Source organism: Terrimonas sp., from assembly GCF_003075435.1.
Classification (GTDB): Bacteria; Bacteroidota; Bacteroidia; order Chitinophagales; family Chitinophagaceae; genus Agriterribacter.
Map to the genome: position 1 here is coordinate 125,762 of NZ_QCZJ01000001.1, position 18,701 is coordinate 144,462.

Sequence of the window (18,701 nt, forward strand, 5' to 3'; positions counted from 1 at the left end):
AAAAATTACCCTTAAAGGAATTATTATGGCATTACAAGCAGGTATTGTGGGGTTGCCCAATGTAGGAAAATCAACTTTATTCAATGCGCTCAGCAGCGCCAAGGCGCAGGCTGCCAATTTTCCATTCTGTACCATTGAGCCCAATGTGGGCGTAATAACCGTGCCCGATGACAGGCTGATTGAACTGGAAAAGCTGGTTAAACCGAATAAGGTAGTGCCTACAACCGTGGAAATTGTAGATATAGCCGGGCTTGTAAAAGGCGCCAGCAAAGGTGAGGGATTGGGTAACCAGTTTTTGGGAAATATACGCGCCACAGATGCCATCATTCATGTGTTGCGCTGCTTTGATGACGATAATGTGATACATGTTGACGGAAACGTGAACCCGGTAAGGGATAAAGAAATCATTGACACAGAACTGCAGTTGAAAGATCTTGACAGTGTGGAGAAAAAGATCAGTAAGTCAGAGAAATCTACCCGTACCAGCGGTGATAAAGAGCAGATAAGAGGACTGGAGATATTGCAGGAGTTGAAGAAACATTTAGAACAGGGCAAAAACGCCAGATCGTTTGCAGTAAGCAAAGAAGACAAGGAGAAGTTTTTTGCTGATCTTTTCCTGCTTACCATAAAACCGGTTATTTATGTATGTAATGTGGATGAAAAAAGTGTAGTATCCGGTAATAAGCATACGGAAGCAGTAAGGGAGCTGGTAAAAGATGAAGACGCTGAAATATTACTGATAAGCGCCGCTATTGAAAGTGAAATAGCCGTAATGGATAGTTATGAAGACCGGCAGATGTTCCTGGAAGATATGGGCCTAAAGGAAAGCGGTGTGGCAAGACTTATTCAATCTACCTATCGCCTGCTGCATTTATATACTTATTTTACCGCTGGCGTTCAGGAAGTGCGTGCCTGGACGATTACCAAAGGCATGCTTGCCCCCCAGGCTGCCGGTGTAATACACAGTGATTTTGAAAAAGGCTTTATCCGCGCTGAAGTTATAAAGTACGCTGATTTTATTCATTACAAATCAGAAGCTGCCTGCCGCGATGCAGGAAAACTCGCCGTGCAGGGAAAAGATTATGTAGTGGAAGACGGGGATATTATGCATTTCAGGTTTAATGTGTAATAATACCTCTGCAAACGCATACTATCTCCTGCCTATAAAGACAAGCCTAATAGCAGATATATACTATAATATGCGGGGCAATTTACAATTGTATCAATCGTCTTAGCATGTGGTGATATTCATAACCTTTTTTTTCTGATATTGTGTCTCTATTTATATATACTGCAGGCAATGCAAAAGATAATGACTAAAGACAATTTCGTTGAGCAATCTTTTATCACAACCTAAAATAGCCATACTTATTCTTAATTGGAATACCAGTGGATATCTAAAAAGATTTCTACCTTCTGTTCTGAATACAACATACCAGAATAAACAGATTTATGTTATTGACAACAACTCTACTGATGATTCAGTTGAAGTGCTTGAAAAACATTTCCCGGAAGTACATATTATCCGAATGTTTTCCAATAAAGGCTATGCAAGTGGGTATAACCTTTGTTTATCGCAAATAGAAGCGGATTATTTCCTGCTCGTAAATTCAGACATAGAAGTTACACCTTCTTTTATAGAACCGGTTATTAAATTAATGGAGGCTGATCCCAAAATAGGAATATGCCAGCCTAAGCTTCTTTCGCTTGATGCAAGAGATAAATTTGAGTATGCTGGGGCATGTGGGGGTTGGATTGATCAGATTGGGCTTCCTTTTTCAAGAGGGCGTGTATTACTTACAATAGAAAAAGACAAATCTCAATATAATGATACAGAAAAAATTTTTTGGGCAACCGGCGCCTGTATGTTTTTGAAAGAAGCTGTATATAAAAACATTGGAGGGTTTTACGATTATTACTATATGCACCAGGAAGACATAGATTTATGCTGGCGTGCTCAAAATGCCGGATATAAAATTTACGTATGTCCTCAATCTGAAGTTTACCATATAGGAGGAGGAAGTTTATCATGGGAAAATCATTTGAAAACATTTTTAACTTTCCGGAATAATTATATTCTGCTTAGCAGGAACCTCCCTCTTATTCAATTACTTTATATAATTCCATTAAGAGTTTTCCTGGATTTAGGAGGATGTATCTACTTCCTTTTTAGCGGCAAACCGGGTATTAGTAACGCTATGTTTAAAGCACAATTTGCTTATGTATATTGGTTGCTTTTTGTACTTTCAAAAAGTCTTCCTAAAACAAAGGGGCTTAAAAATTGCTTTGGTGTTTACAGAAATACAATTTTGATCCCTTATTTTCTTAAAAACAAAAGAAAATTTTCGGAAATTGTTCCATTAAAGTTGAGACACAAAGCTCAGGATGCTAAACTCACTGGTAAAAAAATATAACTCACTCAGAAAAAGAAAAATGTTGAATAACCCATTATTCAGCACAAAAAAAAAGTATGCCTTTATTGGAGCCGGAATACATGGCTTGTCAAACTTATACCCTGTGTTGAGTCATTTTAATATTACGCTCAAATATATTTGTACCAATTCCGGGAAAGAATATTCGGCACTCAAAAAGAATTTTCCAGGCTGCATTTTCACCAATAATATCCATTACCTATTAAATGACGCTGAGGTTGAAGCCGTATTCGTTTGCAGCGATCCGCAAACTCATTTCGGTATTGTATCCATGCTGGCAAAAGCCGGTAAGAAAATATTCGTTGAAAAGCCACCATGTCAAACACCGGAAGAACTGGAAACTTTGTTAAAGATCACAGATTTGAATATTTGCAAGGTAGGATTGCAACGCAGATACTGGGCTGGTAATAAATATATATTCAAAAAAATAAAGTCGGCAAAAAGTTATACATACAAATTCCTATTGGGCACATATCCCAATGGAAATCCATACACAGAACTTTTCATTCATGCACTTGATTATTGTTCATTCCTTTTTGGTCGGTTTACCATAGCCTCTTTTAGTAAACAGGAATATGAAGGCGGACTTACAGTACAAATTCATGCAGTACATGATAATGGCATCACAGCACTTATTGAAATGTCGACTCATTTCTCCTGGAACAATCCCTCTGATGTTCTTACTATTAGTTGCAGCGAAGAAATTATTACTGCGCAGTACCCGGTAAGTGTTAAAGGAACAAAAAAGCCTGCCCGTTTTTTAAATTTACCAACAGAAAGGGTTTTGAGCCAGCCTGAAACCATAAAAGAATATTTTTCCACCGGCAATCTCGTTATGCCGGTTAAAGAAATGAATACCCTGGTATTACAGGGTTTTTACAAAGAATTAGAAACGTTTATTCTTTTAGCAGAATCGGAGAACAATGTATGGGATGCTAACGACTTGAAAGGGCTTACTGACCTTTATAAAATTTTACATACCCTGCAACAGTAATGTTCATTTTACAACATTATTATACTTTAATTTATCATCACTATCCCACTTATAATAACCAAGCATTTTAGAAGTAGCCCTTCTGCCAAAATACTTTTCAAAAGTACGGTATAGAATAACATCATATTTTCGGTGATAACTTACCCAGCATTGATTACAGTGTTTTGAATGGTATAACTGCGTATGGGTATTTTGTTCTGAATTAAAAATACTGTCCAGATCGGCATTGTAAATATTACCAAGTTTTAAACTAAGGTGTTGACAAATTGGCACACTTCCGTCCGGCAAAACAATAGCGCTATCTAAAATACTATTACACCCAAGTCTTAACTTACCCTGCACCCATTTATCATACAGTTTAATATAATCGTAATTCTCTGCAAATTCTTTTACAACCAGGGGGATGGCAGCAGCCGGATTCTTTATCTGCATTTTTTCCTTCACAGCCATTTCATCTTTATGTTGCTGCAACGCTTTGGCCTTCCTGAAAGTAAGTAGCTCTTTATTTTTTAATTGACCAAAAACAGAAGAAACAGCATCGTCTATAGTATCAAAAAAAGGGATATTATTATAAATGCCTACGCGTAAAAAAACATTATACTTTTTACAAAGCTCTGCTACATATTTTAAGTCCTCAAAGTCGTTATAAGGCGATAAAGTGAACATTACAAATATGGGCACAGTATCTTTTAGTGTTTCTATTACTTTTATCACACTATTATGCCCATCCTTGCCACGCATATACAAGTATGTCTCTTCGTCTCCATCTAACGAAATATAAAGTCGTTTGGGTTTAAAATCCTGTACCGCTTTTATTAACGTATCTGGCTTAAGACAATTAGAAAAAATATCAAAATTTTTATGGTTTCTGCTAAACCAATCTAATATTTTAAATGCTTCCGGATGCAGTAAGAACTCACCTCCTTCCAAACCAACAGAAGTATTGCTATTAATGCATTTGCTTTTCATTAATGAAACAATACGTTCAAAAGGTAAATACTGAGTAGGTCGTTTGGCCCAGATCAAACAATGTTTACAGCCAGAATCGCAAACATCAGTAGCATATATCATCAAAGATGATAACTTTTTGCGGCGGGGAAATAAACGGTTATGCAGAAAGTTGTATCCCCTTATTATGTAATCTGACTTTTGAAACATCATAACAATATTACAACAATCTAAAACAAGCGAATCATATCAACTGTATTCCAATAAAGAATAGTAGTATTCTCTTTGGGAAAAACACGCTTTTCAAGATTTGATATATTCTCTACCTGCACAGAATCGTTTCCTATAAAAGAAATTTTTGTTACAGGAGGCAGCACGAATGCGCCTGTCCCGGTTAACGGGTGAATAACTTCTTTTAATTCGAGATACTCAAGTCTTGTCAACATGTTATTTACCCATATTTTCCCGGTATCAATATTATTTAGCACCATAGCTTTAGTAAACCCGTTTCTAAAAACAAATGCTCCTTCTATTTCGTCTGGCAGATTTATAAAAACAACATTTTTACGATTTGCTTCCTTCACATATCCCAAAACCTTACCAGATATTAATGATGCTTTTTCCCAATTTTTATTATTCTGCAACAAACATGTTATAAAATAAATACTCAGCATTGTAACAGCAACAACTTTTCCGCTTATCGTTTTTATCAAAAGCTGTATCAACATGGCAAAAATCATACATAAAAAAACCGATGGAAAATACAACAGTCTGTCACTTTCACCTGTACGGGTACTGATGCCAAATAATAATGGGATTGATGACGCTACCACTAAAGCCATTATTAATTTTATAAAAGGGGTGAGTGCAGCCATACTATACATTTTATATAACCTGAAACTCAAAACAATCAGCGCAACCACAATAGCAACAAAAGTAAAGATGAGCAGGTTTGAGTTTTCTGAAGGCGGCAGAAAAAACCTACCCATAGTTTTAGCTGCTTTGATGATAATACTTAAAAAATCCACATCCATCATTCTTGCTCCATAATCTCCATATACATTACCGGAAACATATGAACGTAACAGGAGATACCCTACCGTTACCAAAAAGGAAATACCCAGAAACAGGAAAGTATTCTTTCTGTTATTTGTTTTATTCCAGGTTAATATGAAAATAACAAGTGGAAGTAATACTATTGATTCGTAGGCTAATAAACCGGTAAAGTAAAAAGTAATACTCAAAGCAGCTTTTACTACACGCGTTGAATTACCCAACCATACATATATGCAAAGCAGTGCAAAAAAGCAAGCAATGGAGGCTAATCTGCCTGTAAGCCATACCACAGCTTCATTATGAAAAGGATATATCAAAAACAAAAACGCTGAGAGCCAACTGAGCAAATCGTGCTTGTCGTTTTCGGGTTTAAATACATTGGCTATCTTATATACAATAAATACATTGGCTATATGTATGACCAAATTCAATATATAATAACCTGAACTGTCAAAGCCTCCTAAAAGATAATTAAACTTGAAAGAAATATCTATAAGAGGCCGGAAAAACTCTTTAACAATAATGGTTTGTTGAATGCATACCCTGTATAAAGAATCATAATCATCTGACAGGAAATTATTATCCAGGATTGGATAATAAAGTAAAAAACCGATGAGCCCAAATACTAAAAAAACAAGCAGGTTGTATTTTAGCTTATTCATTTATTTATCCTTTAATTAAATACAGGTAATAATAAGCTTAGAATATATTATTACAAAAAGGATTTAATTATTGAAGCTACAATCTCCATAATTGTACTATCTATTTTTATTTCCTTATTTTCAATTTAGAAAAAAAAGAAGCCAAATACAACAAGAAGTTTGAGCTATTTCATCAAATACATCTTTCCATATCCCTTATTAAAGTACTGATCGGTATTATCGCCATCCGTTTTATACTTTTCAAGAGATTTACCATTAAGATTCGTAATAACCCTGTAAAGATAAACCCCGTTTGCCAACTTCTGCCCGTATTGATCGGTACCATTCCATTTGTATTCAGTTATATTGCGTCCTATACGAATTGGGCCAAGCTCCTGCATAGTGATTTCTTTTACAATTTTTCCGGTAATGGTTAAAATTTGTATCCTCAAATTTTGAGGTACTTCGCTCCCGGTTAAGGTAAACACAAACGCCGTTGAAGTAGTAAACGGATTGGGATAATTAAACATGTTTGAGATCATTGGTTTATTAATGATCTTGAAGCTTACAGTATATGCGGACTGACCGGCGCTGTTACCGCTTTTATCTTTGGCAGAAACAATTAACTGGTAATCTCCATCGGCAAAAAACGCCGGATTAAAATCAATAGTCGCAGTGTTATCTCCAGAACCCTGCCCGGTAGCTGTAGCAGGAGTAAATTTGAGCGTATCACTATTAAACGAAAATGTTTTCAATGAGTTATCCGGGTAACGAACCTGGACTTTCGCAAGGGAAGTGTCGTCTAAAAGCATGTAATTATTTTCATCCTCTAGCTTTATTAATATATGTGGTTTGGCAGCCACTATATCATTATTAAGAATATGAACCCCATCAAAAGTTACATCCAATAAAGGATTTAAATTATCCGGCACAACATAAAATGACTTATACAGGAAGTTATTCAGCAGATATTGCTCCGGCTGATCATTACCGGGATTAAATTCAATTCTTATAGTATTGGTTCCCGGATAATTTTTACTGTCAACTTCATATTCAATTCTAACTGAATCATTAACAATTACCGCTTTACGACGCGACGAGTCGAGGAAGTGAGTAGCATTATTCTTATCAATTAAGCTGATATGGGTCAGCAAACTATCAAAGGGTACATCGCTGATATTTTTAAAGGCAATATTGAATTTAATGATTTCACCTTCCTGCAATGTATCTTTTATATTAAAATATACACTGGGCAATATTGCGCCTTCAGGTACCGGCTTGTAAAGTATTCGCCAGTAATCTAATTGAAAAGGGGTAAGAAACGTAGAATCTGCATTACGCATTTTCAATTTTAAATACGGGTATTGAGCAACATTCAAAGAAGATATATCATATTCCCTAGTATCCTTATCAAGTATTTTTATAGAAGTTTCTGTACCCGCCAAATCAATACCAATTATTTCTACAGATGCAAAATCCTTATTTTGGGCATCAACAGAATGCCCGCTCCAGATTACTTTTTCCCACTGTTTAGCTGGTCCAAATTTGGGCGAAGTTATATACCCGACACTATCAGGCGTTTTAAAGGTAGTCTCAATATATATTTTTTCACTAAATGTTGTAGCTACCCTGTACAAAGGAGTAAATCTTGTTTTATTTCCTTTTTGAAAAACAAATATCCATGCCTTTTTTTGATTTACGGAATCAATCCCTTCAAACCCTGCCTCCTTAAGTTTATGATACAAAGAATTATTATGGCCATATAAGGCAGTATCACCCTTCCATGTACTAGAAAACGAATTAGGGTCATTGTAATCAAAACTTCTTACAATTACATAAGCGCCGTCCGGAATGACATCCATAAAATCCATCATCTTTTTTCTATCGGCAGCAGTAAGATATTTAAACTCAAAATTATAATTCCTGCTTGCGCCGCAATTAGCACTTGCACTGCCATATAAATATAAGTTACTTCCATTGTCACTTACATTTTTCCAGGGTTTGAATGTTGCACTGTCAATAACATTAAATACCAGCGAACTACCTACACAAGCACTCGCAATCTTGGAGTTATTATTAAGAGAAACTACAAAATCTCCATCACTCTGGCAACCTGATTGATAAATACAATTCCGTATATATACGTCGTTATTATTAATAGTATAGTTCCAGTTGTGGGATGAGCTATCCAAATATATCCTATCGAGCGTTGATTCCTGATGTTGATAAAAGTGAGACTGGTTATATCCTTCCGTATTAACTTTATACATAAATGAATGATCCGCCCATTGATATTCCTCATTATTTGATGGAACAAGTGACACACGCCAGTAATATACAGTACTATCTTTATAAGCAATTTGAGGATTAAATTCCAGCAATCCTCCCGGAGAAGAAACCGTTCTTGATACTTTTGCTACGGAATTAAATTTAGCGGTTGTATCTATTTCCATTACATATGACTTCATCGGACTTAATGGATAAGCCGTAGATGCGTATAGAAGTTGATTGGGGTTTTTTATAATGGAAAAATTTCCCGGGTAAACAGGGGCAGCTACATCTTCAATAATATAAAATGCTTTTGTGACAGTATTATTTACTTCAGATATTTCCTCAATAATGTTATCCGGATCAATACTTACGATCAGTTTATTCTCACCTTTTTCTAAACCAGGATTAATAGGTACTGTCAATGTAAAGCTATCCTTAGCTCTTATTCCGTCAATTTTTTTATTTAAAACCGTTATCGTCTCCCCCCCGGGCAACACTCGTTTTACTATTATTGAAACGGAATCAGAATGAGCCTTTCCAAGATTATATAAGGTTATGTGAACATCAAAATTATTGTCTGTAGCAGATATAAGTGAGGGGATTTCTATATATGAAGATTCTACAGCATAATCCGGCAAACTAGGCATATATAACTTTACAGCCGGATCGCCATTGAGGGTAATCTCTTCTGCATGTAACCTTCCCAGATAATCACCTGGTGCCGCATTTAATAAGTACCGAAAAGATTCCTCAAGCGTTTCACCTAAAGATGCACCGTATTTTTTCCCCGACATGGCCTTATACAACCCATTTAAATAGATATTTAAATAGCTCACAATTCCAAAATGGGTACTGGCAACAAACCCTATTGCTCCTCTTTGATTGGCAAGCAAATATTTTTCTGACAATGTATTGATTGTCGATAAACGCCCTGATTCGAAATTAAAAATATCACCTGCCAGGCATCCATTAACAAGAAATAAGGGATACTTCTCCTTGTTCTGATAAGCATATGGATCATCGATATTGAATTCAGTTGTAGAAGAAGACGAATGACCAAAATAATTAACAATACCAATTCCTTCGGCAAAAAGCTGCCCTAACTGCTCAGCAGTTAACTGGGTAGCAACAGCAGATGTTTTACTGAAGCTTTCAACATTACCGCCATACAATGTGTCCTCAATAATATGCTTTAAACTATTCATATAGCCACCAATCTCTTTACTCAGGTCAGCACTTCCCCCCCCAATAGCATGCACAATATTTTTCATCCATGCCCTCCCATCTACTGTTTGAGGGGCATTTACTCCTACAGCTTCATATTCTTTTACCTTATTCAGGTAGATCTCTACCTCATTTGTGCTTACAACAGATAACCTGCCTATTGGTATCAGACCAAGCGTTTCATTATCATTTGACGCATATAAATTATCGGATGCCGGATAGCCATATGGCGGCACAAGATTCAACTTATCAAGCAATGCATTGCTTTCATTGCTCTTTGCCTGCACATATGAAACCCCTTTACCAATTAAAAAAACGTAAGAGGGTGTTGTTGAAAAAACAGACCGTGCATATTTTAAAAATTTCTTTATCGCAAACGGATGACGTTTGATTCCGAATGCAAACTGATCTGTCAACTGATCAATATCATAAATCCTGCTATCGTAACTTCCGCCCGCTGCAGAACTTCTGTAAAGCCGGTAGGCTTCTACAGGATTTCCATTGGCCCCGGAATATAATAGTGAATTACTGATAATGAGGTAATTCCCCTGGTTAGCCGCCTGGGAATAGTCAACAAAATTTCTTGCCTGTAAACCGGTAGTCATCACTATATTGCTGCCTGCCCGGCTAATCAATACCAGTTTTCTTTTTTGATTTGATGGTAAAAGTGCAAACTTAACTATGCCGGGTTCATCAATTACTCCTGTATATCTTTTATGATTAGTTAAATCGTACAGTATTGGCGCCGTAGATCCGTAATTAAAATTTATTCGTAAATAGTTTCCGCTTGCATTTGCAGAAAGCTCAAAAAGGAAATTTGTATTACTACCAAAATTGAATTGGCGTGGATAGGTTATTTCATACTTTCCAACCACCATCCTGTCGTTAGGATTTGCAGAAGTATTTGAAATAGCTACATTAGCGGAGCCACTGTTTAGCGAGCTGGCAGGAAAACTAACCTGTTGCCGCTGATCATAAAACGCATCCATAGCTACATCTACCAGGGTAGTACCATTTACTTTAGCAACTATATTCCTGTTATTGGCAGCATTACCTGCTGCGGTTATCGTAAAGGTAGCATTGGGGCCACTGATGTACGGATATAAGTTAGCCATTGTTTCATTCAAAGGGGTTGAGGGTAAAATATCCCTGCTTGTATATCCTTCCCCTCTGTCGTATATGGAAGAATATACATATTCGGTAACAATCTGCGCCCACCCTGAATTAATTTTGTTCTTAAAATACTGACCCTCTGTATGCATAAAATACTGTTCAGCAGGCAATACGTTAGCTGCAACATTGTTTACTTCATCAGTCAATCTTAAATTATTACCTGAAGGATTTACGGTAAGAAAATAAGAGGCGGTATCGGTTTCAAGACTCCATTTATCACACAACTGAAAATTAATATTGGGGTATAAGCCGGCATCAGTTTTACCATCATTCATTTCTCCCCAAAACTCTATATAATCCGAACCTCCTAAAGTACCTGAAGCAACGGATGTATATACAGGCACCTGCACGCCGTTTCTCCATAATTGGAATTGCTCTGCAGGCGTATTTGCTAATCCTATAGATTGCAAAACGGACTGCGAAATACGATTAAGCGCATTTTTACCAACCGGAAATTTATAATAGGTTTTATTATAATCAATCCACTCATTGTTATACTGCGCCCTGGCTATATAACAGGTAAGTATGCATATAATGAGTAATAATTTTTTCATGGGGCTATTTTTTTCCGGTTTTCTTTTTATCTGTTTTCACTAAATCAACACGTATGGAAAATATATGGGTATATAGCGGGTTTGACTGATTGGCCAAATTTGTAAACGCGTAATCAATGGCGAGATGCTTCAGCTTAAAGCCTGCGCCGAGACTTGGCTGGTATATCCAAACTTTTTTCTGATTGAGCGTATCGCCATCATATAATGCTTTTTGAAAATTGTAAATACCGCCACGGACAAAAATCAAATTCTTGTAACCCAATTCAACACCTACCCTGGGATCTACACTTACAGGGTCTGCACTTATTACCACATTGCGTTTGCCATCAAAAGTGAGATCGAAATTTGCTTCTGCCAGAAGGTTAAAATTTTTTCCAAGCTTAAAATCATAAGCACCGCCTAATATAAGCCTGGGTGCGGTAAGCTCCGTTGATTTTACCGGAATTTCATTATTAGTGAGATACAGTACTTCTTTCTCTTCATCCGTAAAAGTAAAGCTCCACGCATTAAAGGTGGTAGTGATGTCTCTTGCTGCAATTCCCAGCTTCCATCTTTTATCCTGCATCTGTATGCCCGCATCCAGCCCAAAGCCCCAGGCCTTGGCAAAAGTTCCTACATTGCGGTATATTACTTTTGCGTTTGCGCCAAAACTGATAAGCCTGCTACCTTTTTGTTTTAAGGTTTGCGCGTACGAAAAAAGAAAGGCGTAATCTGCTGATGAAAATGAACGGATATTATTGTAGTTAATAGAACCATCGGGCTCCACTAAATAAAGGGTATTAGGAATATCGTCTACCCCAAACCGTAATAAAGAAAGCGCAATGGTGCGTTTCTTGTCGCTTAATGGTATTGCTACGCTGCCATAATCATATTTACCTATGCCTGAAAAATATTCGGCATGCATAAAATTTACAACAGGGTAATCTTTAATATTGGTGAGACCAGCCGGATTCCAGTAACCGGCATTACCATCGCTGGTAGAAGCAACCTGGGCGCCACCCATCCCCAAACCTCTTGCGCCAGCGCCTATATTTAAGAATTCGTTGGAATATTTTCTGAACTGGGCATTCGCATTATCTGCAATTGCCAACAGGCTAATGATAGCAATACTCAACAAAAAGTGTTTCATCAAATCAATTTTCCTGTAAGCAAATTTCTGCCCGCCCCGGCAGTTGCCTGAGCAGCAATCTATTACAAATATACTCAGGTATTTTTTTAGCAGAACATTAAAATTCAAGACTTTAGAACGCCATCTCCCTTAAAATATTGTCTTTTTAAACTCCCTTGGCAAACTAACCTTACTTTTGCGCAAAATTGATAAAATGACGCTGATAGAAGAGCTAAAATGGCGTGGCATGCTGCAGGATATTATGCCAGGCACAGAAGAACAGTTACAAAAGGAATTAACCACCGGATATATCGGTTTTGACCCTACAGCGGACAGCCTGCATATAGGAAGCCTTGTGCCTATTATATTACTTGTTCATCTGCAAAAAAACGGGCATAAACCCATTGCACTTATTGGTGGCGCCACCGGTATGATTGGTGACCCCAGCGGAAAAAGTGAAGAAAGGAACCTTTTGAGTGAAGAGCAACTGAAGATCAATGTAGCCGGCATTAAAAAGCAATTGGAAAAACATCTTGATTTTGATACTTCAAAACCTAATGGCGCTGAACTGGTAAATAACTACGATTGGTTCAGCAAAATAGGTTTTATTGAGTTTTTGCGTGATGCAGGAAAACACATCACTGTTAATTACATGATGGCGAAAGACAGTGTGAAGAAACGCATAGAAGGTGATACCGGCATTAGTTACACAGAATTTGCTTACCAGTTGATGCAGGGCTACGATTACTATTGGTTATACACGCACAAACAATGCAAGCTTCAAATGGGTGGAAGTGATCAATGGGGTAATATTACTACAGGAACAGAATTGATAAGAAGAAAAGCCAATGGTGAGGCGTTCGCATTTACCTGCCCGCTAATTACCAAAGCAGATGGTGGCAAGTTTGGAAAAACAGAAAAAGGAAATGTATGGCTGAATGCTGAAAGAACCAGCCCTTACCAGTTTTACCAGTTTTGGTTGAATGCTTCAGATAAAGATGCAGAAAGATGGATTAAAATATTCACGTTTTTAACGCCTGAAACAATTACCAGTCTTATTGAGCAACACAACCAGAACCCCGGTGCAAGGCAATTGCAAAAAATACTGGCAAAAGAGGTAACTGTTTTTGTACATGGTGAAGATGGATTAAAAGAAGCAGTAGAAACCACTGAAAAATTATTTTCACAGCAATCCGCGTCGGTTGAAACATTAAGCGCCGATGATCTTGAAAATATGGAAGGAGTGATAAAGTTTGATTATCCTAAAACAAAAATAAGTGAAGGAATAGATATAGTTTCTTTTCTTGCTGAAACCGGCACTTTTCCGAGCAAAGGCGAAGCCAGAAAAATGGTGCAAAGCGGCGGCATAAGTATAAACAGGGAAAAAATAAGCGATATAGGCCGTAAAATCAATGCTGCAGACCTTTTACACAATACCTATGTATTGATACAAAAGGGGAAAAAAAATTATTACCTCGTTAAGGTATTATAACAATCAAATTTGGTTTAAACCAGCCAAGTAACTATTTTTGCGACCGCTTTTATAGCAGGTATTGGCCTATAGTATAATGGTAGTACGACAGATTTTGGTTCTGTTTGTCTTGGTTCGAATCCAGGTAGGCCAACAACTTTATTTTCTCTCTTTTATCAAAGCTATCGCTTTTGCGAGCGTTGTATTAGCCGGAATCCTTCTTTTTTTAGCTGCCCGCTCTCTTAATATCTGAGATAATCCCAAATCTATTTTCCTGTTATATTTCAGGCAATACATTTTTAAATTCTACCAGATAATATTTAACTTGACTTTCCTGCTCCCCAAACAACAATAACACTGATCTTATACATTTGCACCATGAAAGTGCTCCTAATAGAAGACGACAGGACATTAAACCAGAATATCAGCGAAGCTTTACAGGCAGAATCGTCTGTTGTTACGGCTGTATATGATGGTTTTCTTGCTGAAAAAATTTTGCGCAAAGAGCAGTTTGACTGTATCATTCTTGATATCAGCCTACCCGGGAAAAACGGGTTTGAAATATGTAAAACCTTCAGGGAGTACAACAGCAGTACGCCTGTTATTATGCTCACCGCTTTTTCCGAGCTGGATGATAAGGTACAGGGGTTTAATTGCGGGGCTGATGATTATTTGACCAAACCTTTCTACATGCGTGAATTATTATTGCGTATTCATGCATTAACCAAAAGAACAGGCACTAATGATGAGCATAAAGCGCTGATCAGTGCTGATGATATTACCATTACCCCGCACAACAAAAAAGTAATCCGGCAGGGACAGGAAATTCCGTTAACACCAAGGGAGTTCCAGGTTTTAATGAAACTGGTTTCAAAAAAAGGGGAACTGGTTTCAAAAAAAGAATTAATAAAAGAGATCTGGGGAACGCATCTGGATGTGAATACCAACACCATAGAAGTATATATCAACTTTCTCCGGAATAAAATTGATAAGCCATTCGGAAAACAAAATATTAAAACCAAAACCGGGTATGGGTATTACTTTGAATAGATGAAAATCAGGAATAAAATAACCATTTATTTTTCAGTAACCATTTTATTGATCACGGGGTTTGCCTTTTTACTGATCTATTTTCTTTATGCATACAACAGGGAGGAAGAGTTCCAGATGCGGCAAAAGGAAAAGATCAGCTCAACATTGCAACTCCTTGCCCGAATAAAACAAACAGACAATGAGCTGGTAGAAGAGATCGACAGGCTTACGATCAACAGTCTTTTTGATGAAAAACTGCTTTTATTCAATGACAAGAAAGAGCTGATTTATTCAAGCCTTGACGATACTCCTGTTCCCTTTTCAACAGCACTTCTCTCAAGCCTGAATGCCGGCAACAGGTGGATTGAAACAAAGGACGGGTTATACGATGTGGTAGGTGTCTATATTGAATCGAACGGGCGTGTATATTACGGGCTCAGCAAGGCTTTTGATAGCTTTGGCTACGCAAAGCTTCGCTACCTCAGGTTTATTCTTTTTATTACTTTCATGGTTATTTCTATCATAATAATACTTGTATCTTTTTTTCTGTCCGGCAAAATAACACAACCTTTAGCCGCTGTTACACAAAAGATCAGCCATTACAACTTTGACGCCAAATATGAACCCATATATGTTAACAGTTCAAAAAATGAAGTCAGCATCCTCGCCCGGCAGTTTAACAAACTGATGCAGCGAATGAACGAGGTGTATTCTTTTCAGAAACATGCTATTCACCATATATCTCATGAATTAAAAACGCCTATTGCTGTTTTAGTGTCAAATTTTGAACGTATAGAAAATGAAACTGATCCCGTTAAAATAAAATCAGCGATCAGCATTCAGAAAGAAGACACCAAAAACCTGGGTGGGATCATCAATGCATTACTGGAAATTGCAAAAGCAGAATCAGGCACTGTATCAAAACAGGATCATATACGTATAGACGAAATGATTTTTGATGTGGCAGATGAACTGCAGCATATACACCATGATTTTCTTTTTTCCATTGAATATGAAGCCGAGAAAGAACATGAATTAACACTTCCCGCAAATGCGGGATTGCTCAGGTCTGCATTTGTTAACCTGATGCAGAATGCTGTTGCATACAGCAATGATAATAAGGCCGGCATAAAATTCACCAATGCTGAAAACGCCATACAGATAAGTATTGAAAACAGGGGAGATATTATTACCGAAAAAGAACACCAATACCTCTTTCAGCATTTTGTGAGGGGAGAAAACAGCAAGAGAAAAAGAGGATTTGGTTTAGGACTGGTTTTGGTTCATAAAATTATTGCCCTGCATAATGGAACGGTAACTTATAAATCACGCAATAACACTTCCAATATTTTTACCATCACACTTCCTTTAAGCTGATTTTTATTGAGTTTAAGAAGTTTTTAAGCCTGCTGTTACAACCTTTGCCGGCAATTGCAAGCAGGTAAATAATGCATTTTTTAAAAATCACCACCCTGCTTTTGTTGCTGGTTTCCCTTGCAGCAAGAGCACAACAGGATACACTCAACATAAATCTTCAGCAGGCCGACAGCATCTACCTTATTAATAATTTTTATCTCGTAGCTGCATCAATGAATATTGAAGCCTCGAGGGCAGGAGTAATCCAGGCAAGATTATATCCAAACCCTGTGTTCACAGCAGAGGTAAACGCCTATGACCCGGAGAACAACAAGGTACTTCATATAGGAGGTTCCGGTCAAAAGCTATTGCAGGTAGAGCAGCTCATATTGCTTGGCGGCAAAAAAAAGTCGGAAATCGAAATGGCAAAAACCAATGCAAAAATTGCTGAGCTTGAGTTTGAGCAATTAGCACGTCAGCTCAAATTCCGCCTGCACAAAGACTTATTTACCATCGGGCAAAAACAATTGCTCCTCGAAAGATACAACAGCCAGTTAGCATTACTGAATACATTGCTCACTGCTTACCAGGTGCAGGCTGACAAAGGAAATGTACCATTAAAAGATGTAGTACGTTTGAAGGGCGCCTACATGAAATTAAATAATGACCGGGCAGAATTACTGAAAGATTTTTTTGAAGCACAAGGCAGCCTGCAGGCATTGCTGCAAACCTCTTCCATAGTGCACTTTATTTTCTCAGAAGAAGAAATAGAAAATTACATTAAACTAAAGTCATTACAGGAAATACAAGAAGCGGCATTACAGCATCAGCCGGAGGTATTGATCATGAAGCATAACAAACTGCTGGCTGAACAAAACTTCCATTACCAGAAACGGCTCGGTATTCCTGATATCAATCTTTTCAGCTCCTATGATCAGCGAAGCGGCGCTTTTAACAACCAGGTAAATGCCGGTGTTTCCGTTCCCCTGCCTTTATGGAATAAAAACCAGGGAAATATCAGATCATCTCAATTTAAAATAAAGGAAGCAGAATATAATGTAATGGCGCTGCAGCATGAAATTGCGGCCGATGTTCAGAACGCTTTCCTGGTTTATACAGAAACCATTGCCGAATACCGCAAAGCATATACACTTTATAATGAAGATTTTGAAATTACTGTAAGAGGCATGACGGATAATTTCCAAAAGGGGAATGTATCTATCATAGAGTTTATTGATTTTTTTGAAGCATATAATGATGTACTCACAGAATTATCCAGGATAAAAACACAATTGGTTATTTCAGGTGAGCAGCTTAATCTTTTAACCGGAAAAGACATCTTTTAACAATGAAAACTATAACAAACTGTGCCAGGTATATATTAGTCTGCGCTGCTTTTTTAATAAGCAGTTGCAAAAACAAACAGGTAAATGAAACTGGTACAGCTTTTTCATTGAGTGATACCATGCTGGCAAAATGTGCGTTTTCCCACGCGGCCTCAAAAGAACTGAAAAACGAGATCCGGCTCTTTGGAAAACTTGAAGCAGACAACAATAAAACAGCGCAGGTATTTTCTGTGGTAGGTGGCCTTGTAACCTCCATCAACGTGGGACTGGGCGATTATGTGAAACAGGGAGAGGTGCTGGCAACCATTCAAAGCAGTGAGGTTGCCAATTATGAGCAACAGCGGCAGGATGCTATAAACGAAGTAGCTGTATCTGAAAAAAAATTACAGGTAGAAAACGATCTTTTCGCAGGAAAGCTGAATACCGAAAAAGATGTAAAAGTTGCGGAGGCGGAACTTAATAAGGCAAAGGCGAATCTTGCCAGACTGAAAGAAATTTACAGCATATATAAATTTAAAAAAGGGTCTGTCTTTCCCGTAGTTGCACCTATCAACGGATTTGTGATCACCAAAAAAATAAATATCAATGAACTACTGCTTTCTGAAGAGCACGAACCATTATTCTCTATTGCAAACACCAATGAAATATGGGCGGTAGCATATGTTAATGAAAGCAATATCTCCCAGATAAAAGAAAACTACGAAGCCGATGTAAATACGCTCGCTTTCCCGGAAATAACCTACAAAGGAAGAATTGAAAAAATTTACAATGTTATTGATGCCAACACAAGGTCAATGAAATTCAGGGTTCGTATTCCCAATAATGATTTTCAACTAAAGCCGGATATGAACTGCACAGTCAGCGTTCGCTATGCTGAAAAAGACAGTATGATCGCTGTACCATCTTCAGCAGTAATCTTTGACAAAAGTAAGTACTGGGTAATGATATTTAAAGACAGGCATAACCTGGAAACAAGACGTGTTGAACCTTACCGGCAACTGGGTGATACCACTTATATCCAGAGTGGATTAACAGAAGGGGAAACCGTTATTTCGAGGAACGGGATGCTGATTTATGATGCTTTAAATGATTAAA

The 18,701-nt window shown here is 37.5% G+C and carries 12 protein-coding genes and 1 tRNA gene; 9 read left to right on the top strand and 4 right to left on the bottom strand.

The features are described from left to right. Positions 1 to 25: 25 nt before the first annotated feature. From ychF to DC498_RS00510, 3 genes are all read left to right on the top strand, one after another. The gene (gene ychF, locus DC498_RS00500) at positions 26 to 1,129 is read left to right on the top strand and encodes a redox-regulated ATPase YchF (RefSeq protein ID WP_116872164.1); all 1,104 of its coding nucleotides are present in this window, start codon (positions 26 to 28) and stop codon (positions 1,127 to 1,129) included. A 202-nt stretch (positions 1,130 to 1,331) separates the two neighbouring features. Continuing rightward, complete coding sequence (locus DC498_RS00505) at positions 1,332 to 2,414, top strand: glycosyltransferase family 2 protein (protein WP_165813706.1); 1,083 nt, start codon at positions 1,332 to 1,334, stop codon at positions 2,412 to 2,414. Further along, positions 2,386 to 3,426: a Gfo/Idh/MocA family protein gene (locus tag DC498_RS00510; protein ID WP_116872166.1), complete on the top strand. Its 1,041-nt coding sequence runs from the start codon at positions 2,386 to 2,388 to the stop codon at positions 3,424 to 3,426. Before DC498_RS00505 ends, DC498_RS00510 begins: the two co-directional genes overlap by 29 nt. Positions 3,427 to 3,429: 3 nt before the next feature. On the opposite strand, the gene DC498_RS00515 is transcribed toward DC498_RS00510, so the two are convergent. The 4 genes from DC498_RS00515 to DC498_RS00530 all read right to left on the bottom strand — a co-directional run bounded on the left by DC498_RS00515 (position 3,430) and on the right by DC498_RS00530 (position 12,422). Beyond that, positions 3,430 to 4,587: a radical SAM protein gene (locus DC498_RS00515; RefSeq protein WP_370443886.1), complete on the bottom strand. Its 1,158-nt coding sequence runs from the start codon at positions 4,585 to 4,587 to the stop codon at positions 3,430 to 3,432. A gap of 17 nt (positions 4,588 to 4,604) precedes the next feature. Continuing rightward, entirely contained in the window at positions 4,605 to 6,092 is a 1,488-nt protein-coding gene (locus DC498_RS00520) for a hypothetical protein (protein WP_116872168.1), read from the bottom strand. A 164-nt stretch (positions 6,093 to 6,256) separates the two neighbouring features. Beyond that, positions 6,257 to 11,293, bottom strand: coding sequence for a C25 family cysteine peptidase (locus tag DC498_RS00525; protein ID WP_116872169.1), 5,037 nt, complete (start codon positions 11,291 to 11,293; stop codon positions 6,257 to 6,259). Between the two features lie 4 nt (positions 11,294 to 11,297). Further along, a complete protein-coding gene (locus DC498_RS00530) occupies positions 11,298 to 12,422 on the bottom strand; it encodes a PorV/PorQ family protein (protein ID WP_116872555.1) in 1,125 nt (374 codons plus the stop codon). 193 nt (positions 12,423 to 12,615) lie between these two features. On the opposite strand from DC498_RS00530, the gene tyrS reads away from it, so the two are divergent. From tyrS to DC498_RS00560, 6 genes are all read left to right on the top strand, one after another. Continuing rightward, positions 12,616 to 13,893 carry a tyrosine--tRNA ligase gene (gene tyrS / locus DC498_RS00535; protein ID WP_116872170.1) on the top strand — a complete coding sequence of 426 codons (1,278 nt, stop codon included), beginning with the start codon at positions 12,616 to 12,618 and terminating at the stop codon, positions 13,891 to 13,893. Positions 13,894 to 13,955: 62 nt separating this feature from the next. Next, a tRNA-Gln gene (locus DC498_RS00540) sits at positions 13,956 to 14,026 on the top strand. 224 nt (positions 14,027 to 14,250) lie between these two features. Continuing rightward, on the top strand, positions 14,251 to 14,922 hold the full coding sequence (locus DC498_RS00545; protein ID WP_116872171.1) for a response regulator transcription factor: 672 nt from the start codon (positions 14,251 to 14,253) through the stop codon (positions 14,920 to 14,922). Beyond that, positions 14,923 to 16,281, top strand: a complete 1,359-nt coding sequence (locus DC498_RS00550) for a sensor histidine kinase (protein WP_116872172.1) — start codon at positions 14,923 to 14,925, stop codon at positions 16,279 to 16,281. Between the two features lie 71 nt (positions 16,282 to 16,352). After that, positions 16,353 to 17,606: a TolC family protein gene (locus DC498_RS00555; protein WP_116872173.1), complete on the top strand. Its 1,254-nt coding sequence runs from the start codon at positions 16,353 to 16,355 to the stop codon at positions 17,604 to 17,606. Positions 17,607 to 17,608: 2 nt separating this feature from the next. Beyond that, positions 17,609 to 18,700 (top strand): efflux RND transporter periplasmic adaptor subunit, encoded by a 1,092-nt coding sequence (locus DC498_RS00560; protein WP_116872174.1) that lies wholly within the window; start codon positions 17,609 to 17,611, stop codon positions 18,698 to 18,700. Position 18,701 lies beyond the last annotated feature (1 nt).

Excerpts from the sequence above, each read along its gene's own strand:
- ychF (WP_116872164.1), top strand. The coding sequence starts at position 26 with ATGGCATTACAAGCAGGTATTGTGGGGTTGCCCAATGTAGGAAAATCA.
- DC498_RS00510 (WP_116872166.1), top strand. The coding sequence starts at position 2,386 with ATGCTAAACTCACTGGTAAAAAAATATAACTCACTCAGAAAAAGAAAA.
- DC498_RS00515 (WP_370443886.1), bottom strand. The coding sequence starts at position 4,587 with ATGATGTTTCAAAAGTCAGATTACATAATAAGGGGATACAACTTTCTG.
- DC498_RS00520 (WP_116872168.1), bottom strand. The coding sequence starts at position 6,092 with ATGAATAAGCTAAAATACAACCTGCTTGTTTTTTTAGTATTTGGGCTC.
- DC498_RS00525 (WP_116872169.1), bottom strand. The coding sequence starts at position 11,293 with ATGAAAAAATTATTACTCATTATATGCATACTTACCTGTTATATAGCC.
- DC498_RS00530 (WP_116872555.1), bottom strand. The coding sequence starts at position 12,422 with ATGAAACACTTTTTGTTGAGTATTGCTATCATTAGCCTGTTGGCAATT.
- tyrS (WP_116872170.1), top strand. The coding sequence starts at position 12,616 with ATGACGCTGATAGAAGAGCTAAAATGGCGTGGCATGCTGCAGGATATT.
- DC498_RS00545 (WP_116872171.1), top strand. The coding sequence starts at position 14,251 with ATGAAAGTGCTCCTAATAGAAGACGACAGGACATTAAACCAGAATATC.
- DC498_RS00550 (WP_116872172.1), top strand. The coding sequence starts at position 14,923 with ATGAAAATCAGGAATAAAATAACCATTTATTTTTCAGTAACCATTTTA.
- DC498_RS00555 (WP_116872173.1), top strand. The coding sequence starts at position 16,353 with ATGCATTTTTTAAAAATCACCACCCTGCTTTTGTTGCTGGTTTCCCTT.
- DC498_RS00560 (WP_116872174.1), top strand. The coding sequence starts at position 17,609 with ATGAAAACTATAACAAACTGTGCCAGGTATATATTAGTCTGCGCTGCT.